This window comes from Klebsiella sp. A52 (genome assembly GCF_018388785.1).
Classification (GTDB): domain Bacteria; phylum Pseudomonadota; class Gammaproteobacteria; order Enterobacterales; family Enterobacteriaceae; genus Klebsiella; species Klebsiella aerogenes.
Genome location: NZ_CP074437.1, coordinates 2350858 through 2377671 on the forward strand (window position 1 = coordinate 2350858; position 26814 = coordinate 2377671).

Consider the following 26814-nt stretch of genomic DNA (forward strand, 5'->3'; position numbering starts at 1 on the left):
CTTCAAACGCGTTTTTTTGCTTGGGAGTGGCATGTCGGGATACAAGTCGGGATTAAGCCGCCGTCGTTTTTTACAAGGGGCGGGCGCCATGTGGTTAATGAGTGTGAGTCCGGTCGGTTTGGCCGCCGCCGCGCAGGTTGTCGCGGTGCGTATCTGGCCGTCGTCGACCTACACCCGCGTCACGGTGGAATCCAATCATGTACTGAAATATCGGCAGTTTGCGTTAAGCAATCCTGAGCGAGTGGTGGTTGATATTGAAGGCGTTAACCTGAACTCGGTCCTGAAAGGGATGGGCGGGCAGATTCGCGACGACGACCCGTATATTAAATCCGCGCGCGTGGGCCAGTTCGACCCGCAAACCGTGCGGATGGTGTTTGAACTGAAACAAAACGTCAAGCCGCAGCTGTTTGCGCTGGCGCCGGTCGCCGGTTTTAAAGAGCGTCTGGTGATGGATCTTTATCCCTCTACGGCCACCGATGTGCAGGATCCGCTGCTGGCGCTGCTGGAAGATTACAACAAAGGCGATCTGGAACGTCAGGTACCGCCGGCAGAGAGCGGGCCGCAGCCGGGGAAAGCCGGGCGCGATCGTCCTATCGTTATCATGCTCGATCCCGGCCATGGCGGTGAAGACTCCGGCGCGATTGGTAAATACCGTACTCGTGAGAAAGACGTGGTGCTGCAGATTGCCCGTCGATTGCGCGCGCTCATTGAGCGTGAAGGCAATATGAAGGTCTTTATGACCCGTAACGAAGACGTGTTTATTCCCTTGAAGGTGCGCGTCGCCAAGGCGCAGAAGCAGCGTGCCGACCTGTTCGTTTCGATTCACGCCGACGCCTTTACCAGCCGTCAGCCGAGCGGCTCTTCGGTGTTCGCGCTCTCGACCAAGGGCGCTACCAGTACCGCCGCAAAATACCTCGCGCAAACGCAGAACGCCTCGGACTTAATCGGCGGGGTCAGTAAGAGCGGCGATCGTTACGTTGACCACACCATGTTCGATATGGTGCAGTCCCTGACCATCGCCGACAGCCTGAAATTTGGTAAAGCGGTGCTGCAAAAAATGGGCAATATTAATAAGCTGCATAAAAATCAGGTGGAGCAGGCGGGCTTTGCGGTACTGAAAGCGCCGGATATTCCTTCGATTCTGGTCGAAACGGCCTTTATCAGTAACGTTGAAGAAGAGCGTAAACTGAAGACCGCGAAATTCCAGCAGGAAGTGGCGGAGTCGATTCTGGCGGGGATCAAAGCCTACTTTGCCGATGGGGCGACGTTGGCCAGACGCGGATAAAAAAATAGCGCCTTCGGGCGCTTTTTTTGTAGCGGTATCTACGGACGACAGAAACAAAAAAACACCCTTGAGGGTGTTCATTGTGTTGGTTGCGGGGGCCGGATTTGAACCGACGACCTTCGGGTTATGAGCCCGACGAGCTACCAGGCTGCTCCACCCCGCGTCCGTGTTTACTCTTCCATCGAGTAAATTTGCTTCTGATTGTAATTGGTTGCGGGGGCCGGATTTGAACCGACGACCTTCGGGTTATGAGCCCGACGAGCTACCAGGCTGCTCCACCCCGCGTCCGCCTCTACTCTTCCATCAAGTAGATTTACTTCAGATTTTAATTGGTTGCGGGGGCCGGATTTGAACCGACGACCTTCGGGTTATGAGCCCGACGAGCTACCAGGCTGCTCCACCCCGCGTCCGTGGAAGCGCACTATACTCCGCTAGCGTTCTGATGCAACCTTTTTTCGTAGAAATCGTCAATTTTGTAAAAAATGGCGACTAAGTAGACAGCGATGGGCGGATTTTTACACAATTTGGGCTGCAGCTCGCTTTCGCGCATTTCATTAGCCGCATGGGTTTGTTATCTTCATCACGCACTAAGGCTTAGCAGCAATAAAGAAGAGATACCATGAAAGGACGTTGGGCAAAATATGTAGCGACAGGGGCGATGTTGGCGATGCTCGCCGCCTGTTCCTCGAAACCGACCGATCGCGGTCAGCAATATAGTGATGGCAAGTTTACCCAGCCGTTTTCATTGGTAAACCAACCTGATGCGGTAGGCGCGCCGATTAACGCCGGCGACTTCTCCCAGCAGGTTGGTCAGATTCGTAGCGCCTCTCCGCGTCTCTATAACAGCCAGAGCAGCGTTTATAACGCGATTCAGGAGTGGCTGCGTTCCGGCGGCGATACCCGCACGTTACGCCAGTTTGGTATTGATGCCTGGCAGATGCAGGGTGCCGATAACTACGGCAACGTGCAGTTTACCGGCTACTACACCCCGGTCGTGCAGGCCCGCCACACTCGCCAGGGCGAGTTCCAGTATCCTATTTACCGTATGCCGCCGAAAAACGGCAAGCTGCCTTCCCGCGCCAGCATCTATGCCGGAGCGCTCAGCGATAACTACGTTCTGGCGTACAGCAACTCGCTGATGGATAACTTCATCATGGACGTGCAGGGCAGCGGCTATATCGATTTCGGCGACGGTTCGCCGCTTAACTTCTTCAGCTACGCCGGGAAAAACGGCTGGCCCTACCGTAGTATCGGTAAAGTGCTTATCGACCGCGGCGAAGTGAAGCGGGAAGATATGTCGATGCAGGCGATCCGTGAATGGGGCGAAAAGCATAGCGAAGCGGAAGTTCGCGAGCTGCTGGAACAGAACCCATCTTTCGTCTTCTTTAAACCGCAGTCCTACGCGCCGGTGAAAGGGGCCAGCGCGGTACCGTTGATTGGCCGCGCGTCGGTCGCCTCTGACCGTTCGATTATTCCGCCGGGAACCACCTTGCTGGCCGAGGTGCCTCTGCTGGATAATAACGGTAAGTTTAACGGTCAGTACGAGCTACGCCTGATGGTGGCGCTGGATGTCGGCGGGGCGATTAAAGGCCAGCACTTCGATATCTACCAGGGCATTGGCCCGGATGCCGGTCATCGCGCCGGTTGGTATAACCACTATGGCCGCGTGTGGGTGCTGAAAAACGCGCCAGGCGCCGGTAGCGTCTTTAGCGGTTAACGTTTAAACGTCCGTATGTTTCTAACCCGGATCCGCGTAACGCGCCGGATCCGGGGTCTCTACTTTATTCTGAGGTTTTATGTCTGTAGTAATCAGCGATGCCTGGCGCCAGCGGTTTGGCGGCACGGCGCGTTTATATGGCGAAAAGGCGCTGCAGTGTTTTGCCGATGCGCATGTCTGCGTGGTCGGCATCGGCGGCGTCGGTTCATGGGCGGCGGAAGCGCTGGCGCGAACCGGGATTGGCGCGATTACGCTGATTGATATGGATGATGTTTGCGTCACCAATACCAATCGCCAAATCCACGCCCTTGGCGGTAACGTTGGGCTGGCGAAAGCGGAAGTGATGGCCGAGCGTATACGTCTGATTAACCCGGAGTGCCGGGTTACGGTGATCGATGATTTCATCACGCCGGAGAACGTGGCGGAATACCTGGGAGCGGGCTTTAGCTATGTTATCGACGCTATCGATAGCGTCAGGCCAAAAGCGGCGCTGATCGCCTGGTGCCGTCGTTATAAAGTGCCGTTGGTGACGACCGGCGGAGCCGGCGGTCAAATCGATCCGACGCAGATCCAGGTGGCTGATTTGGCGAAAACTATTCAGGATCCGCTGGCGGCGAAACTGCGTGAACGGCTGAAAAGCCAGTTCGGCGTAGTGAAGAATAGTAAAGGAAAGCTGGGCATCGATTGCGTCTTCTCGACCGAAGCGTTGGTCTACCCGCAGGCGGATGGCAGCGTCTGCGCAATGAAAAGCACGGCGGAAGGGCCGAAGCGGATGGATTGCGCCTCCGGTTTTGGCGCGGCGACCATGGTGACGGCGACTTTTGGTTTTGTCGCCGTATCCCATGCGTTGAAGAAGATGTTGGCGAAAGCGCAGCGTCAAGGGGGATAGCCTGAGGGACTTTTTCCGGACGGCGCAGAAACGTAGCCCGGCTCAGCGTAGCGCAAGCCGGGAAGACGGCGTTTGAATTAGCCCTCGCGGGCGGCGGCGAGCACCGCGTCGCTTAGCGCCTGCAGCCCCTGGCTGCGCGAAGCGCTAAGCTGCCCGCGCAAACCCAGCTCATCGAATAGCGCCAACGGATCTTTCGCTAAAATCTCAGCGGCGCTTTTTCCTTCGCAGGCGGCTAACAGCACCGCCAGCAGGCCGCGCACAATACGCCCTTCGCTATCGCCAAAGAAGTGCATCTTGCCCTCGGCATCAACCTGATACCCGAGCCAGACGCGGTTTTCGCAGCCGGCGATCTCTTTCGCCTGTGTCCGCTGGGCGTCCGTTAATGGCGGCAGTTTCTTACCCACTAAAATCAACTGGCGGTATTTATCTTCCCACTGGGTCAGCGGGGCGAAGGTCTGGCGCAGCGTCGCTTCGTTGAGCGCGGCGCTTAAAGGTTGTGAGGTCATCATTAATCCACCAGTATTTCCAGCGCGCGGTCGATAGCGTGCATCAGCGCATAAACATCATCTTGCGTATTGTACGGCGCGAATGAGGCGCGCAGCGTACCGCTGACGCCTAATGCCGCCAGCAGCGGTTGCGCGCAATGCTGCCCGGCGCGCAGCGCAATGCCGGACTCTGCCAGCAGCGTAACCATATCGCTATGGTGTACGCCCTTGAAATCAAAGGCCAGCAGGCTCGAATCTTGACAGCGGAACGAACGAAAACCGGGCCGCTTTGCCAGTTCGTCTTCCGCAAGCGTCGCCAGGCTACGGCTCCAGTTTTCCGCCTGTGCAAGATCGATTTCCTGCAGCCATTCCAGCGCGGCGCTGAGGCCGATAACGCCGGCGACGTTGGGCGTCCCGGCTTCAAGCCGCCAGGGGGCGGGCTGGGTTTTAAAACCATCGAATGAGACTTCAGTAATCATTTTGCCGCCGCCGAGCCATGGCGACATTTCCGCCAGCAGGTCGCTTTTGCCGTATAGCGCGCCAATACCCGTTGGTCCATACAGCTTGTGGGCGGAGAAGGCATAAAAATCGATATCCAGCGCCTGCACGTCGGCCGGGAAGTGCACCGCGCCCTGCGCGCCGTCAACCATCACTATCATTCCCGCCTGATGGGCGAGAGCAATGGCACGCTGCAGGTCGGGGCAGCCGCCGGTGACGTTAGACATCTGGCCAATCGCCAGCACCCGGCTGCGTGAAGAGATAAGCGAAGGGAGTTGCGCGATATCCGGCAGACGATCGGCGCCCAGCGGCAGCTTGACCACCCGCGCGCCGGTTTGTTCGGCAACCATCAGCCACGGTACCAGGTTGGCGTGGTGTTCGGCTTCGCTGACGATTATTTCATCACCAGGATGCAGGCGCGGGCGCACGTAGCTCTGCGCGACCATATTGATAGCTTCGGTGGTGCCGCGGGTCCAGACGATATCTTTGCCGGAAGGGGCGTTAAGCCAGCCTGCGACGCGTTCGCGCGCCGCCTCGTAGCGCTCGGTAAGACGCTGGGCGGCGGCAAACTGGCTGCGGTGGACGTTGCCGGCGCTCAGGCGATAAAACTGGTCGCTGGCATCGATTACGGCCAGCGGTTTTAGCGCCGTCGCCGCGCTATCCAGATAGACGCCGGCATCCGCCAGGGCTGGAAACTGGGCGCGGAAGTGGGCGGGATTGAATGCGTTCATGGAATTCCTCATATCGATATCACGATCGTCGCGCAAATTCCCCATTAGGGCAAGGCTGGTGATAGCGAGGAGGCGGGGAGAACGGTGATTTTTCGGCAAAAAAAAGCACCGCGCATTGCGGTGCTACATTAAATCACTATGGACAGACAGGGTAAATGTACAGGAAGTGAAAAGGTAGCCTTGCTACCATGGTCTGCAAACCCAGACCAATTGCAAACACAACAACACAACATCACAACCGTAAGCCAAAAGCTTGTTGGAACACGCATTCCAAAAAAAGCTTTTCGTTCCGGCTCAGGAAGTGCCGCCACTATAGGTATTTGCTGGTAGAACCTCAACGGACAATTTATAATGGCTCAGATAAAAAAAACTAATAGGTTAACTGTTGTTTCCTATTTGTTAAAACTCGTTAACATCTCAGTCAGAATAACCATGTCGAAGCGATTACCACCTCTGAATGCATTACGTGTTTTTGATGCAGCCGCACGTCATCTGAGCTTCACTCGCGCAGCCGATGAGCTTTTTGTGACGCAGGCCGCAGTAAGTCACCAAATCAAGTCACTAGAGGACTTTCTGGGCCTGAAGCTGTTTCGTCGACGCAATCGCTCGCTGCTGTTAACGGAAGAGGGGCAAAGCTATTTTCAGGATATTAAAGAGATTTTTTCGCAGCTCACCGAAGCGACGCGTAAACTGCAGGCGCGCAGCGCGAAAGGGGCGCTAACTGTTAGTTTATTGCCCAGTTTCGCCATTCAGTGGCTGGTGCCGCGACTCTCAAGCTTTAACTCAGCTTATCCGGGGATCGACGTGCGGATCCAGGCGGTGGACCGTCAGGAAGATAAACTGGCCGACGACGTCGACGTGGCGATTTTCTATGGCCGCGGCAATTGGCCGGGGTTGCGTGTTGAAAAACTGTACGCCGAATATTTACTGCCGGTTTGTTCGCCATTGCTGTTAACCGGCGACAAAGCGTTGAAAACGCCTGCCGATCTGGCGCAACATACGCTGTTACATGATGCCTCTCGCCGCGACTGGCAAACTTATACCCGGCAACTGGGTCTAAATCATATCAATGTGCAACAGGGACCGATATTCAGCCACAGCGCGATGGTGCTGCAGGCGGCAATCCATGGACAAGGCGTCGCACTGGCCAATAACGTTATGGCCCAGTCCGAAATTGAAGCAGGCCGTTTGGTCTGCCCGTTTAATGATGTTCTGGTCAGTAAGAACGCGTTTTACCTTGTTTGTCATGACAGTCAGGCTGAACTGGGTAAAATAGCCGCTTTCCGCCAGTGGATTTTAGCGAAGGCGGCGAGCGAACAAGAAAAATTCCGCTTTCGTTACGAACAATAACGGCCTGATGACCAGGCGTTAACTGACTTTGTAGGGTATCAACATGACCAGCCGTTTTATGCTGATTTTTGCCGCCATCAGCGGCTTTATCTTTGTGGCTCTGGGCGCTTTTGGCGCACACGTATTAAGTAAATCGCTGGGTGCGGCCGAAATGGCCTGGATCCACACCGGCCTTGAGTATCAGGCGTTTCATACGCTGGCGATTTTAGGCCTGTCTGTCGCCATGCAGCGGCGGATAAGCATCTGGTTTTACTGGAGCAGCGTGTTTTTGGCGCTGGGAACCGTGTTGTTCAGCGGCAGCTTATATTGTCTGGCGCTGTCGCATTTACGCCTGTGGGCGTTCGTTACCCCGGTAGGCGGCGTCTGCTTCCTTGCCGGTTGGGTATTAATGTTAATTGGTGCAATTCGTCTGAAACGTAAGGGCGTTGTTCATGAATAAGGTTGTCCTCTATTGTCGCCCCGGGTTTGAGAAAGAGTGCGCAGCAGAAATTACCGATAAGGCAGCCCGCCTTGAGGTATTCGGTTTTGCCCGGGTCAAAGACGACTCCGGCTATGTGATTTTTGAGTGCTATCAACAGGGCGACGGCGAGAAGCTGGTGCGCGATCTGCCGTTTAGCTCGCTGATTTTCGCGCGCCAGATGTTCGTCGTTGGCGAACTGCTGCGCGACCTGCCGCCGGAAGACCGCATCACGCCGATCGTCGGCATGCTGCAGGGCGTGGTGGAAAAGGGCGGCGATCTGCGCGTTGAGGTCGCGGATACCAACGAAAGCAAAGAGCTGATGAAGTTCTGCCGCAAGTTCACGGTGCCGCTGCGCGCGGCGCTGCGTGAAGCTGGCGTGCTGACTAACTATGAAACGCCTAAGCGTCCGGTGGTGCACGTGTTCTTTATCGCACCCGGCTGTTGCTATACCGGCTACTCCTTTAGCAATAACAACTCGCCGTTTTATATGGGGATCCCGCGCCTGAAGTTCCCTTCCGATGCGCCGAGCCGTTCGACGCTTAAGCTGGAAGAGGCATTTCACGTCTTCATTCCGGCGGATGAGTGGGACGAGCGTCTGGCGAATGGCATGTACGCGGTGGATCTCGGCGCCTGCCCGGGCGGCTGGACCTATCAGCTGGTGAAGCGCAACATGTGGGTCTCTTCGGTCGATAACGGCCCGATGGCGCAGAGCCTGATGGATACCGGACAGGTGACCTGGCTGCGTGAAGATGGCTTCCGCTATCGTCCGAACCGCAACAACATCTCGTGGATGGTGTGCGACATGGTTGAGAAACCGGCGAAAGTGGCGGCGTTAATGGCCCAGTGGCTGGTGAACGGCTGGTGCCGCGAGACCATTTTTAACCTCAAGCTGCCGATGAAAAAGCGCTATGAAGAGGTGTCGCAAAACCTGGCCTATATCCAGGCGCAGCTTGATGAGCACGGTATTAACGCGCAGATTCAGGCCCGTCAGCTGTATCACGACCGTGAAGAAGTGACCGTGCACGTGCGTCGCCTGTGGGCGGCGGTCGGCGGCCGCCGCGACGAGCGCTAATCAGCGCTCAGCAGCCCCGGTCACGCATCAGCACGGCCGGGGATCACGCGGATGGCAACCGCAGCTGCTGCAGGTTGCCATCGAGCTGTAAGTCCGTTTGCAGGCGGGCGATTTCCCGGCAGGTAAACGCCATCTCTTTATGCTCTTCAAGCTTCTTACGCCACTTCTCCGGCACATCCGCAAGCCGCGCGTAGATGCCTTCTAAATCCTGATAATCCGTTAACAGCTGCGCCGCGCTTTTCGGCCCAATCCCGGCAACGCCCGGTACTTTCGAACTGCTAATCCCCGCCAGACCCCAGTAGTCCGGGAGCTGTTCCGGCGTCACGCCGAATTCATTGGCGATAAACGGCGCATCCAGCCAGCGTTTCTGGAAATAATCGCGGATGCGAATGGTCGGCGACAGCAGCTGACAGTAGCCTTTATCGGTCGAGACAATGGTAGCCTGATGCCCGGCCTGGGCAACTTTAACGGCGAGCGTGGCCGCCAGATCGTCCGCTTCGCTGCCGGGCAGCGCCCAGCAGCGTATTCCGCGCTGTTCAAAAGCCGCCCGCAGCGCCGGCATTTCCGCTTCCAGCGTTTCCGGCATCGGCGCGCGCCCGGCTTTATATTCCGGCAGCCGCTGGTGGCGCCAGCCGTGAGCGCGGTCTTCATCGTCGAACACCGCCACGGCATGCGTCGGCTGGCTGTGGACGATAAGCTGTTCGAGGGCGTGCAGGCAGGTATCCGCGCAGGGGGAACCCTGCACCGCATGAATACGGCGGATCAGGTTGAGCGCGTCGACAATTAACAGATGAACAGCCACAAGATATCTCCCTTTGTTCTCAGGCTATAAGGGTAACATCGGTGGCAATACGAGGCTATTGGTAGAGCGAAGTTCGGGAAGCAGGCTCGCAGAATGAGCCAGGGCTGGAGGAGAGTTGGCCCGACATGCCGAAGCGTGCCGGGCCAGAGGCGTTAATCGCAGGCGACGATTTTCATCGCCAGGCCGCCGCGAGAGGTTTCGCGGTACTTGGCGTTCATATCTTTGCCCGTTTCATACATGGTCTCGATAACCTTATCGAGGCACACGCGCGGTTCGCTGGTACGGCGCAGGGCCATACGCGCGGCGTTAACCGCTTTGACCGCCGCGATAGCGTTACGCTCGATGCACGGTACCTGCACCTGGCCGGCAACCGGGTCGCAGGTCAGGCCGAGGTTATGTTCCATACCGATTTCCGCGGCGATGCACACCTGGGCCGGGCTAGCGCCCAGCAGCTCCGCCAGACCGGCCGCCGCCATCGAGCAGGCCACGCCGACTTCGCCCTGGCAGCCAACTTCGGCGCCGGAGATAGAGGCGTTCATCTTATACAGCGAACCAATGGCGCTGGCGACCAGCATATAGCGGGCCAGAGAGTTAGCGTTCACCTTGCGGATAAACTTGTCGTAGTAGGCCAGTACCGCCGGAACGATACCGCAGGCGCCGTTAGTTGGCGCGGTGACGACACGCCCGCCGGCGGCGTTCTCTTCGTTTACCGCCAGCGCGAACATGTTGATCCAGTCCACTACCGCCATCGGGTCGCTGTTGGTATTGTCCTGGCTCACCAGCATACGGCGCAGGGCGGCGGCGCGGCGCGGAACGCGCAGTTTGCCCGGGAGCACGCCTTCAGTGGTGATACCGCGCTCAATACCGGCGCTCATCACTTCCCACACCGCGGCGAAGTGCTGTTCCAGCTCTTCTTTGCTGTGCAGCGCCAGCTCGTTCTGCATCATCAGCCCGGAGAGCGACAGGCCGGTTTCATTGCAGTGTTTCTGCAGATCGGCGGCGTTTTTGTACGGATAAGGTACGGCAACTGGCGCTTCGGTGGTCAGGCCGAAGTGCTCTTCATCGACGATAAAGCCGCCGCCGATGGAGTAGTAGGTCTGGCTGTAGAGCACCTTGTCGTCGCCCAGCGCGGTAATGCGCATGCCGTTCTCATGCAGAGACAGGTTGTCGGCATGGAAATTCATGCACTGGTCGACAGGGAACTCGACTTCGTGCTGGCCGTTCGCCAGCAGCAGGCGGCCGTGGGTATTAACGTCCTGGATAAAGCCCGGGATCGCGTCGATGTCGACGGTATCTGGCAGATTGCCGGCCAGTCCCATGATAATGGCGATATCGGTATGGTGGCCTTTACCGGTCAGAGACAGGGAGCCGTAAACGTCGACGACGACTTTGCTGACGTCGGCCAGCAGGCCGCGCGCAATCAGGTCGTCGGTGAATTGTTTGCCCGCTTTCATCGGTCCAACGGTATGGGAGCTGGATGGGCCAATGCCGATTTTGAAAATATCGAATACGCTGATCATGATGTATTCCAGTACTGTCGGAAAGCGCGCCGCCGTTAAGCGGCGCGAGGGGAGGTCTTAAAAGAATTAGCTGAACAGAGAGTAGAAAATCGCGGAGATGGCAATCAGGCCCATAATCACAACGAAGACGTTGCTGATGTGGCCGCTGTATTTGCGCATGGCCGGAACTTTCTGGATTGCGTACATCGGCATCAGGAACAGGATCATCGCGATAATTGGACCGCCCAGGGTCTCAATCATGCCGAGGATGCTCGGGTTCAGCGTTGCCACAATCCAGGTGGTGACCAGCATAAACAGCGCGGTCAGCTTGTTCAGTTTGTTGATTTCGATGGTTTTGCCTTTGCCGCGCAGAGACTTAATCACCATGCCATTGAAACCTTCACGAGCGCCCAGGTAGTGGCCGAGGAAGGATTTGGTGATAGCGATCATCGCGATGATCGGCGCCATCCAGGCGATAACCGGTGCGTTAAAGTGGTTCGCCAGGTAAGACAGAATCGAGATGTTCTGCTCTTTCGCCGCCGCCAGGTCTGCCGGAGACAGGCTCAGTACGCAGCTGAAGACGAAGAACATAACGGTCAGCACCATCATGATGTGAGCGCGCGCCAGGATGCTGGAGCATTTCTTCTCTGCGCCTTCGCCGTATTCTTCACGCTTCGCTACCGCGAAGGAGGAGATGATCGGCGAGTGGTTAAAGGAGAAGACCATCACCGGGATCGCCAGCCACAGGGTCATCAGCAGACCGTTACCGGTTGTTGACGCGCTGCTCAGCGACAGGGTTTCCAGCGCCGCGCCGTTCCATTGCGGGATCAGGTACAGAGCCAGGATCATCAGCGCGATAACGAACGGGAATACCAGGATGCTCATTGCCTTAACGATCATCTGCTCGCCGAAACGAACGATGGTCATCATGCCGACAATCAGGATCAGCGACAGAATGGCGCGCGGCGGCGGCGTCATGTGCAGCTGGTGCGCCATGAAGCTTTCGACGGTGTTGGTGATCGCCACGCTATAAACCAGCAGGATCGGGTAGATTGCGAAGAAGTAGAGCAGAGTAATCAGTTTACCTGCGCCCACGCCAAAGTGTTCTTCAACGACTTCAGTGATGTCTTCGCCCGGGTTTTTACCGGAAAGCACGAAGCGGGTCATACCGCGGTGTGCGAAGAAGGTCATCGGGAAGGCCAGAATCGCCATGATAATCAGTGGGATCATACCGCCGACGCCGGCGTTGATTGGCAGGAACAAAACGCCCGCGCCGATCGCCGTGCCGTACAGGCCCAGCATCCACATGGTATCCGTTTTGCGCCATCCGCTGCGGGTTTCACCCGAAACGATAGTGCTGGTTTGTGTGGTTTCCATCTGTATCTCCTGGAGGAATCAACAAAATCTAGTAAATAAAAACGATTAAATAATATGAAATTCGCTGCTTTACGGTTTTTTAGAAATTTTCTCCGTAACAATTGGGCGGCAAGATACATTTATATGGAAAATACATCAGTGATCGGGATCCCAAATGCAATAATCCACTTTAAACCTGAACGTTTTTAGCCCAACAGTCTGTTTATGGTGATCAGCCAGATAAATGTGGCGCGAAGGCTATCATTTGCAGCACATGAGATAAAAGCTCTGTTACCAAATAACGAGGTTTTTGCTGCAAAAAAGTGATGTAAACGACGTTTTTTCGCCATAATGTTATTTTTATGGTGAATTTTATTGCTCTTTTTGGAAACGCAAACGATTGGCTATGTGGAAACTCTACGAATCATTAATTAGAAAAATTAATTAACTGGAAATAACGGGCGGGAGTGCCCGGGCAGGGGATCGACCGCCGCCCGGGAGAGGTATTACATTATCAGGAGCAGATTTCGTAGCACGGAATGTAGGCGCTGCCGCCCGGAAGCTTCATGCGGTGCTGGGCAACGAAGCCCTGCAGCAGATCGTCCATGCGGCGCATCATTTCCGGATCGCCATGCAGCTTGTAAGGGCCATATTTCTCGATAGCCTGAATACCGACTTCTTTCACGTTGCCGGCGACAATACCGGAGAAGGCGCGGCGCAGGTCGGCGGCCAGTACTTCCACCGGTTGGTCCGGATAAAGTTTGAGATTGGCCATATTGTCGTGCGTTGGCTCAAACGGCATCTGCAGGTCCGGCGAGATACGAATCGACCAGTTGAAGCTATAGGCGTCGTCGGTTTCGCGGCGGCTCTCTTTGACCAATGGCATCGCTTTTTTCATCTGGCGCGCCACTTCAGCGGCATCGTCGATAATAATGCGGTAGTGGCGGCGAGCCGATTCGCCGAGGGTATGAACGATGAACTCATCCAGCACGCGGAAGTAGTCGGCGCTCTCTTTCGGCCCGGTGAGGATAAGCGGCAGCACCTGCGACTTGTTATCCGGATGCATCAGGATGCCCAGCAGATAAAGCAGCTCTTCCGCAGTACCCACGCCGCCCGGGAAGATGATAATACCGTGGGCGATGCGTACGAACGCTTCGAGACGCTTTTCGATATCCGGCATGATGATCAGTTCGTTGACCAGCGGGTTTGGCGGCTCAGCGGCGATAATGGAAGGTTCGGTCATGCCGATAAAGCGGCTGTCTTTATAGCGCTGCTGGGCGTGGCCGACGGCGGCGCCTTTCATTGGCGCTTCCATGGCGCCTGGCCCGCAGCCGGTGCAGATATTCAGTTCGCGCAGGCCAAGCTGGGTTCCGACGCGGCGCGCGTACAGGTACTCATTTTCATTAATAGAGTGGCCGCCCCAGCAGACAATCATATTCGGCGCTTCGCCGACGTGTAGCGCGCGGGCGTTACGCAGAATCGAGAACACCAGGTTGGTGATGTGAATTGAGCTTTCGAGATCGAGATTCGGAAAGCGGACGGTGTTGTGGATCTGCCCGTAGACGAACAGGATATCGCGCAGCACGGCAAACAGGTTGGCCTGCAGGGAACGGATAATACGGCCATCGACGAAAGCGTCTTCCGGCGGGTTGATCAGTTCCAGCTTCACGCCGCGTTCGCGGCGCAGCACGTTAATATCGAAGTTTTCAAAACGAGACAGTAGCTCCTTGCTGTTATCGGTCAGGCTCCCCGAGTTGAGCACAGCAAGCGAGCAGTTGCGAAAGAGTTGATACAGGTCACTACTGGCGGTGCGTTTAAGCATATCCACTTCCAGCTGTGACAGCATATCCATTGAACCAAGCGGGCTAACGTGTGTAATCAAGTGAACTCCTTACAGGACGATTATCGTCTTCCTGTGATTACAATAGCCCTGGCCGTAGTCTTTCCACAACCTTGCGTACGCGTTAACGCACGCAAAGTGTGAAAAATTTCGCTTATTGCCGCGCCAGACGGCCGGTTGCCGGCACGAATTCACCGTTGCTGCGCCACGGATTAATATCCAGGCCGCCGCGGCGGGTGTAGCGAGCGTACACGGAAAGCGATTCCGGACGGCAGAAACGCAGCACATCATTAAAGATGCGTTCGACGCACTGTTCGTGGAACTCATTGTGATGGCGGAACGACACCAGATAGCGCAGCAGTTTTTCGCGATCGATTTTCGGCCCGCGATACTGAATCTGTACCGAGCCCCAGTCTGGCTGGTGGGTGATCAGACAATTTGATTTCAGCAGATGGCTGACCAGCGTCTCTTCGACGACTTTGCCGCTGGCCGCGTCCTGCAGGTAGTCGGCGCTGAACTGATAGTTATCAATCTCGATATCCTGATCGTCGATGCAGGCGCCGTGCAGATGAGCGATCGGTTGCCCTTCCAGCTCATCGAGGCGGTACAGCGAAACCTTGACCTCGCCCTGGGCGCAGGCGCTGAGATCGCGGGTCAGCGTGGCCTGGACTTCCTGCCAGTCGGCGAAGCGGGTCTGGTTGAAGCTGTTCAGGTACAGTTTGAAGCTTTTCGATTCCACCAGATTGACGGTGGTATCGCTCAGCTCCACGTAGCCGACGGCGACCTGCGGCAGGCCTTTGCCATTCAGCCACGACAGCTCGTACAGCGTCCAGATATCGGCGCCGTGGAATGGCAGATTATCGGCGTGCAGGCCAAGCGGGTCGCGGTTCAGGCTACGCGGCACGCCCTGCAGCAACGAAGCGTCATAGGTATCACGGTAATCCGTTGATTTACCGAGCGTCAGGCCGGCCAGCGCCTGATGATTATCGTAAGAAGACATGTTTCACCATAGTAAAGCGGGTACACTATATGCCAAGTGTATCCTGTCTAACGTGAAGAGAGAAACCGGTGGATCATCAGACCATAGAAGCGCTGCAATCATTTACCCAACGTTACTGCGATGCGTGGCAGCAGCGTTATGCCAGCCTGCCGCGTAGCGAAGACCTTTATGGCATCCCATCTCCCTGTATCAGCGCTAGTGAAGACGATGCCGTTTTCTGGCAGCCGCAGCCGTTTACGTTAGCACGCCATCTCGATGGAGTTGAACGAGCGCTGGAGATTGTGGTACAACAGCCAATTCATAGTTATTATACCACTCAGTTCGCTGGCGATATGCACGCCCGCTTTGCGGCGCAGGACCTTACTTTATTGCAGGCCTGGAGCCCGGATGACTTCCAGCGAGTGCAGGAAAACCTTATTGGTCACCTGGTGGTGCAAAAACGCCTCAAGCTATCGCCGACGCTGTTTATCGCCACGCTGGATAGCGAACTGGAGGTTATTTCGGTCTGCAATCTGAGCGGCGAAGTCATTAAAGAGACGCTCGGAACCCGAAAAAGAGAGACCCTTTCTCACTCACTTGCGAGTTTCCTGAATCAGCTTGAGCCCCTTCTGTAATCCATTTACCCTGGTTGTTTGTGAGAGATCTCTTACAAGACCTGTAAGAGATCGTCATCATTTTCAGCAATTTTAAACGTAAGGATTACATCTAACTTATTGTTATAAAATGATTTGATAATTATATGGTCTTTTAGTCTGGCCACTAATCTTAAGAGATTGTCGTAGTAAGTCTTGTAAGAAGAGGCGGAATCAGTGATCCTATGTACGTCGACAGGGAGTCGCGAAATGAAGAGAACATCAGGATGATGGCTCTTCTGCAGGACCCGCCGGGATGGCGTTGCAAGGACAGGCTTCAGGATGAAGCAAGGATAACGCAGGATTGCGTAATGGACACCTCCAGGATGGAGAACGAGAGCCGCTCAGGATGAACGGTGGATCAGGAAGATCTGGACACACTTAGGGATAAGTTATTTCACATCGGGGTGGTGTGAAAGCAGGATGCGCTAGTTTAAGGATGAACTTGGTCAGGAGACCTCAGGAAAAGTTTTCAAGGACGAGCAGGGAGCACCAATGTAGCTGGAATGCTGCAAAACGAACCGGGAGCACTGTTTATACAGTGCTCCCTTTTTTTATTTCTCTCGCGGATTTGCTATCCTGCGCCCGGTTTACAATTCATCGAGGTTTCCCCATGACCCTTCACGCTAGCGTGCGCGATCGCCTGCACGCCATTGAAGCGCTGCTGCGCGAAACAAACCACTGGCAGGAACAGGCGCCGGATAGCAGCGCTTTCGCCAGCGAACAGCCGTTTTGCCTGGACACGCTCGAACCGCTGGAATGGCTGCAGTGGGTGCTGATCCCGCGTCTGCATCAACTGATCGCCAGCGGTATGCCGCTGCCGCAGAACTTTGCCGTCGCGCCTTATTACGAGATGGCGCTGGATAAAGCTCATCCGGCGCGCGAACCTATCGTAGCCGAGCTACTGCTGCTGGATGCGTTATTCGCGGACGACGACGCCTGATGCTGGAGATCATTTATCAGGACGAGTGGCTGGTGGCGGTGAATAAGCCTTCCGGCTGGCTGGTGCACCGCAGCTGGCTGGACCGCGATGAGAAAGTGGTGGTGATGCAGACCGTGCGCGATCAAATCGGCCAGCACGTCTTCACCGCTCATCGTCTGGACCGGCCGACTTCCGGCGTGCTGCTGATGGGATTATCGAGCGAGGCGGGCAGGCTGCTGGCGCAGCAGTTTGAGCAACACCAGATGCAAAAACGTTATCACGCGATCGTTCGCGGCTGGCTGACTGAAGAGGATGTGCTGGATTACCCGCTGGTGGAAGAGCTGGACAAAATCGCCGATAAGTTCGCTCGTGAGGATAAAGGCCCGCAGCCGGCGGTGACCCACTATCGCGGCCTGGCAACGGTAGAAATGCCGGTCGCCACCGGCCGTTATCCGACCACCCGCTACGGGCTGGTGGAGCTGGAGCCGAAAACCGGACGTAAACATCAGCTGCGTCGTCATTTGGCCCATCTGCGCCATCCGATCCTCGGCGACAGCAAACATGGCGATCTACGGCAAAACCGCAGCGCCGCTGAACATTTCGGCTGCAATCGTCTGATGCTGCACGCCAGCCAGCTGTCATTAACACACCCCTTTACCGGCGAGCCGCTAACGATTCGCGCGGGTCTGGATGACGTCTGGATGCGCGCGCTGTCGCAGTTTGGCTGGCGCGGGCTTCTCCCGTTAAATGAAAGGGTTGAGTTTGCCGACGACAGCGGTCAGGATGAGAGTATCGCGGATAATCCAGGGAGATAATCACTATGGCAGAAGTCGGAATTTTTGTCGGCACAATGTACGGAAACTCGCTGTTGGTCGCCGAGGAGGCGGAAGCCATTCTGAGCGGGCTGGGGCATAAAGCGACGGTATTTGAGGACCCGGAAGTGAAAGACTGGGAATCCTATACCGGCAAGTACGTGCTGGTCGTGACGTCGACCACCGGGCAGGGCGATCTGCCGGACAGTATCGTTCCGCTGTATGAAGGCATTAAAGATATGTATCAGCCGCATCTGCGCTACGGCATTATCGCGCTTGGCGATAGCACCTACGCTAATTTCTGCGGCGGCGGTAAAACCTTTGATGCGCTGCTGCAGGAACAGGGCGCGCGACGTATCGGCGAGATGCTCACCATCGACGCCAGCGAAGACCCGGAACCGGAAAGCGTTTCCAATCCTTGGGTAGAAGCGTGGGCGAAACTGCTCGACTAATCCTATTAAGAACGCCCTCTCCCTACGTAGAGGGCGCGCTTAAGCTGCCAGTGGCCGGATAAACGGTCAGGCTTATCTTAACGTTCTCCATTCCTCCCGGCTTCGGGCATGTGCCTGATAACCATGCCATCGCTATGGCTTTTTTCTTTGCGTTTCCCCGGCGTCAAGAGAGGCGATTCACACTCTGAAGGTTATATTGCCCATCTTCCTCTAAGCAGGCGACGGTTTTCCATTTCCGTGAACTACTCCCCACAACCTTAGGCATGCGCCACAAACTAACGCAGTTCCGCCCGCTAAAGCTGTGTATATGCACGGTGAGCCCGTCGAGGCCTCTTTTTATACTTTTCCTGCCAGTGACAAAAGCAGTACGCCAGATATAACGAAAAAAAACACTAACACGTCATTCTGATTACCCTACAGGTTGTGCTGTTCAGAATGAACGTAGCTAAACGCTATGATTCAGGAGTACAACAATGAGTTCATTAAGTCAGGCTGCGAGCGCCGCTGAAAAGCGCACCAATGCTCGCTATTGGATAGTGGTGATGCTGTTTATCGTCACATCCTTTAACTATGGCGACCGTGCGACGCTGTCGATCGCCGGTTCTGAAATGGCCAGGGATATCGGCCTCGATCCTGTTGGCATGGGTTACGTTTTCTCCGCGTTTTCATGGGCCTATGTGATCGGACAGATCCCCGGTGGCTGGCTGCTTGACCGCTTTGGTTCTAAACGCGTCTATTTCTGGTCCATCTTTATCTGGTCCGTGTTTACCCTGCTGCAGGGCTTCGTGGATATCTTTAGCGGTTTTGGCATTATCATCGCGCTGTTTACCCTGCGCTTCCTCGTCGGCCTTGCCGAATCGCCCTCGTTCCCGGGCAATAGCCGTATTGTGGCCGCCTGGTTCCCGGCGCAGGAGAGAGGGACGGCGGTATCGATTTTTAACTCCGCGCAGTATTTTGCTACCGTTATTTTCGCGCCGATTATGGGGTGGTTGACCCATGAAGTGGGCTGGTCGCACGTATTCTTCTTTATGGGCGGACTGGGTATTGTCATCAGCTTCGTGTGGCTGAAAGTGATCCACGATCCGAATAACCATCCAGGCGTGAACCAGAAAGAACTGGACTACATCGCCGAAGGCGGCGCGTTGATCAACATGGATCAAAAGAGCAGTGCGCAGAAGGTGCCTTTTAGCGTAAAAATGGGCCAAATCAAGCAGCTGATTGGCTCGCGAATGATGGTCGGGATCTATATCGGTCAGTACTGCATCAACGCCTTAACCTACTTCTTTATCACCTGGTTCCCGGTTTATCTGGTGCAGGCGCGCGGCATGTCGATCCTTAAAGCGGGCTTTGTCGCCTCTATTCCGGCGGTGTGCGGCTTTGTCGGCGGGGTGTTGGGCGGGATTATTTCCGACTGGTTGATGCGCCGTACCGGCTCGCTGAATATTGCGCGCAAAACGCCGATCGTGCTGGGCATGCTGTTGTCCATGACCATGCTGATGTGTAATTACGTGAATGTGGAATGGATGATCATCGGCTTTATGGCGATGGCCTTCTTTGGTAAAGGCATCGGCGCACTGGGCTGGGCGGTAATGGCGGACACCGCGCCGAAAGAGATTAGCGGCCTGTCCGGCGGTCTGTTCAACATGTTCGGCAATATTTCCGGCATCGTAACCCCTATCGCTATCGGCTATATCGTCGGCACCACCGGCTCTTTCAACGGCGCGCTGATTTACGTCGGTATCCATGCGCTGGTGGCGGTTCTCAGCTACCTGGTGCTGGTGGGCGATATCAAACGTATCGAACTTAAACCGGTTGCGGGGCGTTAATCATGAATACCCAATCCAGCCCAATCGTTACCGAAATGAAGGTGATTCCGGTCGCCGGGCACGACAGCATGCTGATGAATATCGGCGGCGCGCATAACGCCTGGTTTACCCGCAACATCGTGGTGTTAACCGATAACGCTGGCCATACCGGCGTCGGCGAAGCGCCCGGCGGCGAAGTCATCTATCAGACGCTGGTGGAGGCGATTCCGCAGGTAGTTGGGCAGGAGGTCGCTCGCCTCAACCGCGTGGTGCAGCAGGTACATAAAGGCAACCAGGCGGCGGATTTCGACACCTTCGGCAAAGGCGCATGGACCTTCGAATTGAAAGTCAATGCGGTGGCGGCGCTGGAGGCCGCGCTGCTCGACCTGCTTGGCAAGGTGTTGAATGTCCCGGTCTGCGAACTGCTTGGGCCGGGCAAACAGCGTGATGCGGTGACCGTGCTGGGCTACCTGTTCTATATCGGCGACCGCGAAAAAACCGATCTCGGATACCTTGAGCGGACGCCAGGCAACCACGAATGGTATCGCCTGCGTCATCAGCAGGCGTTGAATAGCGACGCGGTGGTGCGACTGGCGGAGGCGGCTCAGGATCGCTACGGTTTTAAAGACTTTAAGCTAAAAGGCGGCGTATTACCTGGCGAGCAGGAGATCGACACCGCTCGCGCGCTGAAAAAACGCTTCCCTGACGCGCGCATTACCGTCGATCCGAACGGCGCCTGGCTGTTGGATGAAGCTATTATGCTGTGCAAAGGGCTGCAGGATGTCCTGACCTATGCCGAAGATCCGTGCGGCGCGGAACAGGGCTTTTCCGGCCGGGAAGTGATGGCCGAGTTCCGTCGCGCAACCGGGTTACCGGTGGCGACCAACATGATAGCCACCAACTGGCGCGAGATGGGGCATGCGGTGATGCTCAACGCCGTCGATATTCCGCTGGCTGACCCGCACTTCTGGACCCTCTCTGGCGCGGTGCGGGTGGCGCAGCTGTGCGATGACTGGGGGCTGACCTGGGGCTGCCACTCGAACAACCATTTTGATATCTCGCTGGCGATGTTTACCCACGTCGGCGCCGCGGCGCCGGGCAAGCCGACCGCTATCGATACCCATTGGATTTGGCAGGAGGGCGATTCGCGCCTGACGCAAAATCCGCTGCAAATTATCAACGGCAAAATCGCCGTGCCAGACGCGCCGGGACTCGGCGTGGAGCTGGACTGGGAACAGGTGCATAAAGCTCATGAGGCCTATAAGGCGCTGCCTGGCGGCGCGCGTAATGATGCGGGCCCGATGCAGTACCTGATTCCCGGTTGGACATTCGACCGTAAACGCCCCGTTTTCGGCCGTCATTAATTAAAAAGGATTACGTCATGACTACATCATCTTCAACGCCAATTGTGACCGCTATGCAGGTTATCCCGGTCGCCGGGCATGACAGCATGCTGATGAACCTGAGCGGCGCGCACGCGCCGTACTTCACCCGTAATATCGTTATCATCAAAGATAACTCCGGGCATACCGGCGTCGGCGAAATTCCCGGCGGCGAAAAGATCCGCCAGACGCTGGAAGACGCCGCGCCGCTGGTAGTGGGGAAAACGCTGGGCGAGTACAAAAATGTGCTGAATGCCGTGCGTAACCAGTTTGCCGACCGCGATGCCGGCGGCCGCGGCCTGCAAACCTTCGATCTGCGCACCACTATTCACGTGGTGACCGGGATTGAAGCGGCGCTGCTGGATCTGCTGGGCCAGCATCTGGGCGTGAACGTTGCTTCTCTGCTTGGCGACGGCCAACAGCGGAGCGAAGTCGAAATGCTGGGCTATCTGTTCTTTGTCGGTAACCGCCACGCGACGCCGCTGGCTTATCAAAGCCAACCGGATGAGCAGTGCGACTGGTACCGTATTCGTCATGAAGAGGCGATGACGCCAGAGGCGGTAGTTCGCCTGGCGGAGGCCGCTTACGAAAAATATGGCTTCAATGACTTTAAACTGAAGGGCGGGGTACTGGCCGGTTTTGAAGAAGCCGAAGCTATTAGCGCGCTGGCGAAGCGTTTCCCTGGCGCGCGCGTGACCCTCGACCCGAACGGCGCCTGGCTGCTGGATGAAGCCATCCAGATAGGCAAGCAACTGAAAGGCGTACTGGCCTATGCGGAAGACCCATGCGGCGCTGAGCAAGGTTTCTCCGGCCGCGAAGTGATGGCCGAATTCCGTCGGGCGACCGGGCTGCCGACCGCAACCAACATGATTGCCACCGACTGGCGGCAGATGGGCCATACGCTGTCGTTACAATCGGTGGATATTCCGCTGGCTGACCCGCACTTCTGGACCATGCAGGGATCGGTGCGCGTGGCGCAAATGTGTCATGAATTTGGCCTGACCTGGGGTTCGCACTCTAATAACCACTTCGATGTGTCGTTGGCGATGTTTACCCATGTGGCCGCGGCGGCGCCGGGTAAAATTACCGCTATCGATACCCACTGGATCTGGCAGGAGGGCAACCAGCGTTTGACCAAACAGCCGTTTGAAATCAAAGGCGGTATGGTGCAGGTGCCGACGACGCCAGGTTTGGGGGTTGAGCTGGATATGGACCGCGTGATGCAGGCTAATGAGCTATATAAGAAACATGGCCTGGGCGCTCGTGATGACGCCATGGCGATGCAATATTTAATCCCGAACTGGACCTTTGATAACAAACGTCCTTGCATGGTTCGCTAAGATAACGCCGACCCTGTTGGGGTCGGCAACTGCCGGTCGCCGGGGTTATTCATATTAAGGACACTTATGAAGATAGTGATCGCGCCGGATTCTTACAAAGAGAGCCTGAGTGCGCTGGATGTCGCTACCGCGATAGAAACGGGGTTCCGCGAGATTTATCCCCATGCGGAGTACGTTAAAGTCCCGGTTGCCGACGGCGGAGAGGGTACCGTTGAGGCGATGGTGGCCGCGACGCAGGGACATATCGTACAGGTCAGCGTTACCGGGCCGTTAGGCGAACCGGTCGAAGCCTTTTACGGTCTGTCCGGCGATATGCGCTGCGCCTATATTGAAATGGCGGCAGCCAGCGGACTGGAAAGCGTGCCGCCGACACGACGTAATCCGCTACTGACCACCTCCTGGGGAACCGGCGAGCTGATTCGTTACGCGTTAGATGCGGGAGTCTCGCAGATTATTATTGGGATCGGCGGCAGCGCGACCAATGACGGCGGCGCCGGCATGGCGCAGGCGTTGGGGGCGAAATTGTTGACCGCGGAGCAACAGCAAATTGCGCCGGGCGGCGGCGCGCTGGAGACGCTGGCGCGAATCGATCTCAGCGAGCTGGATCCAAGATTGGCGGATTGCCGGATTGATGTCGCCTGCGACGTCACCAACCCGTTAACCGGCCCGCAGGGGGCAAGCGCGGTGTTCGGCCCGCAAAAAGGGGCGACGACGGCGATGATTGAACGTCTTGATCGCGGCCTGCAACACTTTGCGCAGATTATCGACCGCGATTTGGATATCGACGTGCTGAGCCTGGAAGGGGGCGGCGCGGCGGGCGGTATGGGGGCTGCGTTGTATGCGTTTTGCGGCGCCAAATTGCGACCGGGGATCGAGATAGTGACCGATGCGCTGCGGCTGGCGGATTTAGTGGCTGATGCTGATTTGGTGATTACCGGTGAAGGGCGCATCGACAGCCAGACCATTCACGGTAAGGTACCGGTGGGGGTGGCGAAAGTCGCGAAACGCTTCAACGTGCCGGTGATTGGGATTGCCGGCAGCCTGACCGCCGATGTTGGCGTCGTGCATCAGCATGGTTTGGATGCGGTCTTTAGCGTGCTGTATACCGTCTGTACCCTGGACGAAGCGCTGGCGAACGCCGCCGCCAACGTGAGGATGACGGCGCGTAACGTGGCCGCGGTATTGCAGATGGGCGGTAAGCGGTAACCCGGGCAGCGCAGTGGGATTTGTAGCCCGGACAAGGCGCGTAACACCGCGATCCGGGAACCGTCCCCGGTGGCGCTTACGCTTACCGGGGCTACCAACCGAGTACCGGATCGTAACACCGCGATCCGGGAACCGTCCCCGGTGGCGCTTACGCTTACCGGGGCTACCACCGAATACCGGACCGTAACACCGCGATCCGGGAACCGTCCCCGGTGGCGCTTACGCTTACCGGGGCTACCACCGAATACCGGACCGTAACACCGCGATCCGGGAACCGCCCCCGGTGGCGCTTACGCTTACCGGGGTTACCACCGAATACCGGATCGTAACACCGCGATCCGGGAACCGTCCCCGGTGGCGCTTACGCTTACCGGGGCTACCAACCGAGTACCGGACCGTAGGGCGTAGCCCGGATAAGGCGCGTAGCGCCGCTATCCGGGGTTTACACTCCCATCTTGCACGCTTCGCGGGCGACGTTATCCATCTCGTCTAGCAGTTCCAGCAGTTCCGGCTCCAGCTCTTCCGGCGCGATACCGGCGCGCAACTGGCTTTCAAGGGTATGGCACAGTTTTTTCAGCCGCGGTACGCCGCTATAGCTGCAGCTACCGTGCAGCTTGTGGATTAAATCCAGCAATCCTTCCGGCGTCTCGCCAACCAGCTGCTCTTCAACTTTATTGCGCACCTCCGGCATAAAGGCGAGCAACATTTGCAGCATCTCCCGCGCGAGGTCTGGCTTCATGGCTGCCTGACGCAGCGCCAGCTGCCAGTTGAGCGTGACGTTATGGTCGATAACCGGCTCAACCGGTTCGGCGATTTGCGGCGTGACGACGTGCATGCCGGGCTGATAACGCAACAGCAGGGTGTTGAGTTTATCTTCTTCAATTGGCTTCGCCAGATAATCGTTCATCCCGGCAGCCAGCAGTTTCTCGCGCTGACCCTCAAGGGCGTGAGCGGTCACGGCGATCACCGGTGTCTGCTGCTGATGAGGGAGTTGGCGGATCAATTCACAGGCGCGAATACCGTCCATATCCGGCATCTGAATATCCATCAGAATGAGATCCAACTGCGATTGTTTTGCCTGCTCAACGGCATCCTGGCCGCTATCGCACAGAATGACATGCTGCACCAGATCGTCCAGCAATGCGCCGATAAGCTTGAGGTTGGCCGGGTTGTCGTCTACCGCCATCACCGTCATCGCCAGTTTATCGCTATCGATATAGGGCTGCGGCACCGGCGGCTGCGCGCGGCAAGAGGCCATCAGCACCGGGAAAAGCCGCGTGGAGGTCAACGGTTTGAGCAGGCAGGCGGCGACGCCGTTTCTTTTCAGCTCTTCGGCGCTGACCTGCGCGTGACAAGGCAATCCCAGTACCAGGGTATCGGAAAGCGAGCAGGCGCGGACCAGCTTCTCCCGCTGATTGCTGAGATCGCGCATCGACACCGGAATACCGGCCAGTAAAATATCGTAGTGGGCATCCGGCAGCGCTGACAGCGTCGGGCTGTAGACCACCTCCAATGGCGTGGTTGCCAGCAGTTCCATCGTGCTTTGCGCAGCGGTGGCGTTGGCTTCAATGTAGGCCAGCTTCTTGCCCGCCAGGCAATGGGTATCGAAACCGTCCGTAACGGCGTTCGGGTTCAGGTCAAGGCTGATATGGAACCAGAAGGTGGAGCCACGGTTCGGCTGACTATGGAATGAGATATCACCGCCCATCTCTTTGACCAGGCGCTGGGTGATGACCAGACCCAGGCCGGTGCCGCCGTGGCGGCGCGAGATACTGGCGTCGGCCTGGCGGAATGCCTGGAACAGCCGCGACTGATCGCGCTCCGGAATACCGATGCCGGTATCGTGGATCTGTACTTCAATTTGCACGCGGGAATTGCTCATCGCCCGCTGTTCCACCAGCACATCAATGTTGCCGTGCTCGGTGAATTTAATGGCGTTACCCACCAGGTTGGTGATGACCTGCTGCAGACGTAGCGGATCGCCAATCACATTATCCGGGACATCGCTTTTAATGTTGAGGGTGAGTTCGAGCCCTTTATCGTGCGCCGAATGGGCCAGCAGGGTCACCACTTCATCCAGGGTATTGCGCAGCAGGAAAGGAATGCTTTCCAGTATCAGCTTGCCCGCTTCCAGCTTGGAGAAATCCAGCACGTCATTAATGATGGCCAACAGATTGTTGGCAGAACGCTCAATGGTGGTGAGGTGGTCGCGCTGAGTGGCGTTCAGATCGGTTTTTAGCGTCAGGCGGGTAAAGCCAATCACGCCGTTAAGCGGGGTTCGTAGCTCATGCGACATATTGGCCAGGAACTCGGATTTGATGCGCGCGGCCTCCTGGGCGCGCTTTTTCGCCAGATCCAGCTCGACGTTCTGAATCTCCATCTGCTCCAGCGTTTCGCGCAGATCCGAGGTGGCCTGATCGACATTGTGCTGCATCTCCTCGTGGTATGCCGCAAGCGACATCGCCATCGAGTTAATGCCGTTTTTCAGCATATCCAGCTCGCCGAGCATAAAACCTTCAACGCGGCTATCCAACTGGCCGCGACGGATGCGGTCAACGGTGTTGACCATATTGCGAATCGGCCCGGTCACGTCGCGCATCAATCGCCAGCCGAAAATCAGCGCAATGCCGATACAAAACAGCATCATGACGCTTGAGATAAATATCTCTTTGTACTGCTGTAAGCGAACGGATTTGAGGTCGAGCTCCAGCGCCACATAGCCAAGCATGTTGCCCGGCATTTTAGCATCGCTTTCCGGCGACTCATCGGGCAGATAGCTTTCTGACACAATAGGCGTGCGCAGCACCATGATATCGCCGTGGCGGGTGACGCTTAGACGGCGAGGGAAGGGGGCGCCGCGCGGGAGCTGTATTTCTCGCGGATCGAGCTGGAAGTTAGAGGTAACGAAAAGCCGGTTTTTTGCATCATAGATTGAAATGGCCCGCACGATATCGGAATGGCGGCGGTGAAGCACGCTGATAAGTTGGCCGATCGCCTCGCGATTTTGCAAATTCATGCCGTATTCACTGGATACCGCCAGCGGTTCGATAATACTGGCGCCGGCATCCTCCAACTGCCTCTGCAGGTCGTTATAGCGGTGGGCGACGAAGAAAATACTGAGCAGCAAACCAATCAAAACGGTCGGCGCCAGAATAAGAATCATCATGCGAGCACGTAGGCTGTAGTTGGTCATGCGGTTCCATTATGGGAGAATATACATATCAACCTTCAGACGGCTTCTGAATCGATAGCCCGAATGATTTCATGTATAGAGTCAGT

22 protein-coding genes and 3 tRNA genes are annotated in these 26814 nt (G+C 56.6%); 14 read left to right on the top strand and 11 right to left on the bottom strand.

The features are described 5' to 3' along the window. Window positions 1-31 precede the first annotated feature (31 nt). Window positions 32-1285, top strand: coding sequence for an N-acetylmuramoyl-L-alanine amidase AmiC (gene amiC, locus KGA69_RS11070; protein WP_015703319.1), 1254 nt, complete (start codon window positions 32-34; stop codon window positions 1283-1285). An 86-nt stretch (window positions 1286-1371) separates the two neighbouring features. Here the strand turns inward: amiC and KGA69_RS11075 are convergent. The 3 genes from KGA69_RS11075 to KGA69_RS11085 all read right to left on the bottom strand — a co-directional run bounded on the left by KGA69_RS11075 (window position 1372) and on the right by KGA69_RS11085 (window position 1692). Then, window positions 1372-1448, bottom strand: a tRNA-Met gene (locus tag KGA69_RS11075). A 45-nt stretch (window positions 1449-1493) separates the two neighbouring features. Continuing rightward, window positions 1494-1570: transfer RNA gene (locus tag KGA69_RS11080), tRNA-Met, on the bottom strand. A 45-nt stretch (window positions 1571-1615) separates the two neighbouring features. After that, window positions 1616-1692 (bottom strand) — tRNA-Met (locus tag KGA69_RS11085). Window positions 1693-1904: 212 nt separating this feature from the next. Here KGA69_RS11085 and mltA point away from each other — a divergent pair. Both mltA and tcdA read left to right on the top strand, forming a co-directional pair. Next, a complete protein-coding gene (mltA, locus tag KGA69_RS11090) occupies window positions 1905-3002 on the top strand; it encodes a murein transglycosylase A (RefSeq protein WP_045377497.1) in 1098 nt (365 codons plus the stop codon). Between the two features lie 79 nt (window positions 3003-3081). Next, complete coding sequence (gene tcdA / locus KGA69_RS11095) at window positions 3082-3891, top strand: tRNA cyclic N6-threonylcarbamoyladenosine(37) synthase TcdA (RefSeq protein ID WP_045397631.1); 810 nt, start codon at window positions 3082-3084, stop codon at window positions 3889-3891. 77 nt (window positions 3892-3968) lie between these two features. On the opposite strand, the gene csdE is transcribed toward tcdA, so the two are convergent. Continuing rightward, a complete protein-coding gene (gene csdE / locus KGA69_RS11100) occupies window positions 3969-4400 on the bottom strand; it encodes a cysteine desulfurase sulfur acceptor subunit CsdE (protein WP_045397627.1) in 432 nt (143 codons plus the stop codon). Continuing rightward, on the bottom strand, window positions 4400-5605 hold the full coding sequence (csdA, locus tag KGA69_RS11105; RefSeq protein WP_045397624.1) for a cysteine desulfurase CsdA: 1206 nt from the start codon (window positions 5603-5605) through the stop codon (window positions 4400-4402). The genes csdE and csdA overlap by 1 nt, the downstream gene beginning before the upstream one ends. A 432-nt stretch (window positions 5606-6037) precedes the next feature. Here csdA and gcvA point away from each other — a divergent pair, with 432 nt between their 5' ends. Genes gcvA through rlmM form a run of 3 tightly spaced genes read left to right on the top strand, consistent with a single transcriptional unit; the run spans window position 6038 to window position 8487 of the window. After that, a complete protein-coding gene (gcvA, locus tag KGA69_RS11110; protein ID WP_015369945.1) occupies window positions 6038-6955 on the top strand; it encodes a glycine cleavage system transcriptional regulator GcvA in 918 nt (305 codons plus the stop codon). A gap of 43 nt (window positions 6956-6998) precedes the next feature. Beyond that, on the top strand, window positions 6999-7394 hold the full coding sequence (locus KGA69_RS11115; protein ID WP_015369946.1) for a DUF423 domain-containing protein: 396 nt from the start codon (window positions 6999-7001) through the stop codon (window positions 7392-7394). Then, the gene (gene rlmM / locus KGA69_RS11120) at window positions 7387-8487 is read left to right on the top strand and encodes a 23S rRNA (cytidine(2498)-2'-O)-methyltransferase RlmM (RefSeq protein ID WP_015369947.1); all 1101 of its coding nucleotides are present in this window, start codon (window positions 7387-7389) and stop codon (window positions 8485-8487) included. Before KGA69_RS11115 ends, rlmM begins: the two co-directional genes overlap by 8 nt. Window positions 8488-8530: 43 nt before the next feature. Here the strand turns inward: rlmM and xni are convergent, their stop codons facing one another. The 5 genes from xni to queF form a co-directional block, all read right to left on the bottom strand. Next, entirely contained in the window at window positions 8531-9289 is a 759-nt protein-coding gene (xni, locus tag KGA69_RS11125) for a flap endonuclease Xni (protein ID WP_045397621.1), read from the bottom strand. A 152-nt stretch (window positions 9290-9441) separates the two neighbouring features. Next, window positions 9442-10809, bottom strand: a complete 1368-nt coding sequence (locus KGA69_RS11130; RefSeq protein WP_045397617.1) for an L-serine ammonia-lyase — start codon at window positions 10807-10809, stop codon at window positions 9442-9444. A gap of 66 nt (window positions 10810-10875) precedes the next feature. Then, window positions 10876-12165 carry an HAAAP family serine/threonine permease gene (locus KGA69_RS11135; protein ID WP_045377485.1) on the bottom strand — a complete coding sequence of 430 codons (1290 nt, stop codon included), beginning with the start codon at window positions 12163-12165 and terminating at the stop codon, window positions 10876-10878. A gap of 493 nt (window positions 12166-12658) precedes the next feature. Continuing rightward, complete coding sequence (gene ppnN, locus KGA69_RS11140; RefSeq protein WP_045397613.1) at window positions 12659-14026, bottom strand: nucleotide 5'-monophosphate nucleosidase PpnN; 1368 nt, start codon at window positions 14024-14026, stop codon at window positions 12659-12661. A gap of 112 nt (window positions 14027-14138) precedes the next feature. Then, window positions 14139-14984 carry an NADPH-dependent 7-cyano-7-deazaguanine reductase QueF gene (queF, locus tag KGA69_RS11145; protein WP_047078974.1) on the bottom strand — a complete coding sequence of 282 codons (846 nt, stop codon included), beginning with the start codon at window positions 14982-14984 and terminating at the stop codon, window positions 14139-14141. A gap of 68 nt (window positions 14985-15052) precedes the next feature. Here queF and syd point away from each other — a divergent pair, with 68 nt between their 5' ends. The 8 genes from syd to KGA69_RS11185 all read left to right on the top strand — a co-directional run bounded on the left by syd (window position 15053) and on the right by KGA69_RS11185 (window position 23535). Beyond that, on the top strand, window positions 15053-15598 hold the full coding sequence (syd, locus tag KGA69_RS11150) for a SecY-interacting protein (protein ID WP_045397607.1): 546 nt from the start codon (window positions 15053-15055) through the stop codon (window positions 15596-15598). 631 nt (window positions 15599-16229) lie between these two features. Continuing rightward, on the top strand, window positions 16230-16559 hold the full coding sequence (locus tag KGA69_RS11155) for a YqcC family protein (RefSeq protein WP_049059456.1): 330 nt from the start codon (window positions 16230-16232) through the stop codon (window positions 16557-16559). Further along, complete coding sequence (gene truC, locus KGA69_RS11160; protein ID WP_045397602.1) at window positions 16559-17353, top strand: tRNA pseudouridine(65) synthase TruC; 795 nt, start codon at window positions 16559-16561, stop codon at window positions 17351-17353. The genes KGA69_RS11155 and truC overlap by 1 nt, the downstream gene beginning before the upstream one ends. A gap of 5 nt (window positions 17354-17358) precedes the next feature. Beyond that, window positions 17359-17802 (top strand): flavodoxin, encoded by a 444-nt coding sequence (locus tag KGA69_RS11165; RefSeq protein WP_015369957.1) that lies wholly within the window; start codon window positions 17359-17361, stop codon window positions 17800-17802. Window positions 17803-18275: 473 nt separating this feature from the next. Continuing rightward, complete coding sequence (locus KGA69_RS11170) at window positions 18276-19628, top strand: MFS transporter (protein WP_045397599.1); 1353 nt, start codon at window positions 18276-18278, stop codon at window positions 19626-19628. A 2-nt stretch (window positions 19629-19630) separates the two neighbouring features. After that, window positions 19631-20971, top strand: coding sequence for an enolase C-terminal domain-like protein (locus tag KGA69_RS11175; protein WP_213293098.1), 1341 nt, complete (start codon window positions 19631-19633; stop codon window positions 20969-20971). A 17-nt stretch (window positions 20972-20988) separates the two neighbouring features. Beyond that, window positions 20989-22329 carry a glucarate dehydratase gene (gene gudD / locus KGA69_RS11180; RefSeq protein ID WP_045397593.1) on the top strand — a complete coding sequence of 447 codons (1341 nt, stop codon included), beginning with the start codon at window positions 20989-20991 and terminating at the stop codon, window positions 22327-22329. Between the two features lie 66 nt (window positions 22330-22395). After that, window positions 22396-23535: a glycerate kinase gene (locus tag KGA69_RS11185; protein WP_045397589.1), complete on the top strand. Its 1140-nt coding sequence runs from the start codon at window positions 22396-22398 to the stop codon at window positions 23533-23535. Window positions 23536-23977: 442 nt separating this feature from the next. Here KGA69_RS11185 and barA read toward each other — a convergent pair whose 3' ends face one another. Then, window positions 23978-26728: a two-component sensor histidine kinase BarA gene (gene barA / locus KGA69_RS11190; RefSeq protein ID WP_213293099.1), complete on the bottom strand. Its 2751-nt coding sequence runs from the start codon at window positions 26726-26728 to the stop codon at window positions 23978-23980. Between the last annotated feature and the right edge of the window lie 86 nt (window positions 26729-26814).

Bases quoted from the DNA above. Each gene is read 5' to 3' on its own strand.
- csdE (WP_045397627.1), bottom strand. From the start codon at position 4,400: ATGATGACCTCACAACCTTTAAGCGCCGCGCTCAACGAAGCGACGCTG.
- gcvA (WP_015369945.1), top strand. From the start codon at position 6,038: ATGTCGAAGCGATTACCACCTCTGAATGCATTACGTGTTTTTGATGCA.
- KGA69_RS11175 (WP_213293098.1), top strand. From the start codon at position 19,631: ATGAATACCCAATCCAGCCCAATCGTTACCGAAATGAAGGTGATTCCG.
- truC (WP_045397602.1), top strand. From the start codon at position 16,559: ATGCTGGAGATCATTTATCAGGACGAGTGGCTGGTGGCGGTGAATAAG.
- gudD (WP_045397593.1), top strand. From the start codon at position 20,989: ATGACTACATCATCTTCAACGCCAATTGTGACCGCTATGCAGGTTATC.
- KGA69_RS11130 (WP_045397617.1), bottom strand. From the start codon at position 10,809: ATGATCAGCGTATTCGATATTTTCAAAATCGGCATTGGCCCATCCAGC.
- KGA69_RS11135 (WP_045377485.1), bottom strand. From the start codon at position 12,165: ATGGAAACCACACAAACCAGCACTATCGTTTCGGGTGAAACCCGCAGC.
- csdA (WP_045397624.1), bottom strand. From the start codon at position 5,605: ATGAACGCATTCAATCCCGCCCACTTCCGCGCCCAGTTTCCAGCCCTG.
- KGA69_RS11185 (WP_045397589.1), top strand. From the start codon at position 22,396: ATGAAGATAGTGATCGCGCCGGATTCTTACAAAGAGAGCCTGAGTGCG.
- rlmM (WP_015369947.1), top strand. From the start codon at position 7,387: ATGAATAAGGTTGTCCTCTATTGTCGCCCCGGGTTTGAGAAAGAGTGC.
- KGA69_RS11165 (WP_015369957.1), top strand. From the start codon at position 17,359: ATGGCAGAAGTCGGAATTTTTGTCGGCACAATGTACGGAAACTCGCTG.
- KGA69_RS11155 (WP_049059456.1), top strand. From the start codon at position 16,230: ATGACCCTTCACGCTAGCGTGCGCGATCGCCTGCACGCCATTGAAGCG.
- queF (WP_047078974.1), bottom strand. From the start codon at position 14,984: ATGTCTTCTTACGATAATCATCAGGCGCTGGCCGGCCTGACGCTCGGT.
- mltA (WP_045377497.1), top strand. From the start codon at position 1,905: ATGAAAGGACGTTGGGCAAAATATGTAGCGACAGGGGCGATGTTGGCG.
- KGA69_RS11115 (WP_015369946.1), top strand. From the start codon at position 6,999: ATGACCAGCCGTTTTATGCTGATTTTTGCCGCCATCAGCGGCTTTATC.
- tcdA (WP_045397631.1), top strand. From the start codon at position 3,082: ATGTCTGTAGTAATCAGCGATGCCTGGCGCCAGCGGTTTGGCGGCACG.
- KGA69_RS11170 (WP_045397599.1), top strand. From the start codon at position 18,276: ATGAGTTCATTAAGTCAGGCTGCGAGCGCCGCTGAAAAGCGCACCAAT.
- barA (WP_213293099.1), bottom strand. From the start codon at position 26,728: ATGACCAACTACAGCCTACGTGCTCGCATGATGATTCTTATTCTGGCG.
- amiC (WP_015703319.1), top strand. From the start codon at position 32: ATGTCGGGATACAAGTCGGGATTAAGCCGCCGTCGTTTTTTACAAGGG.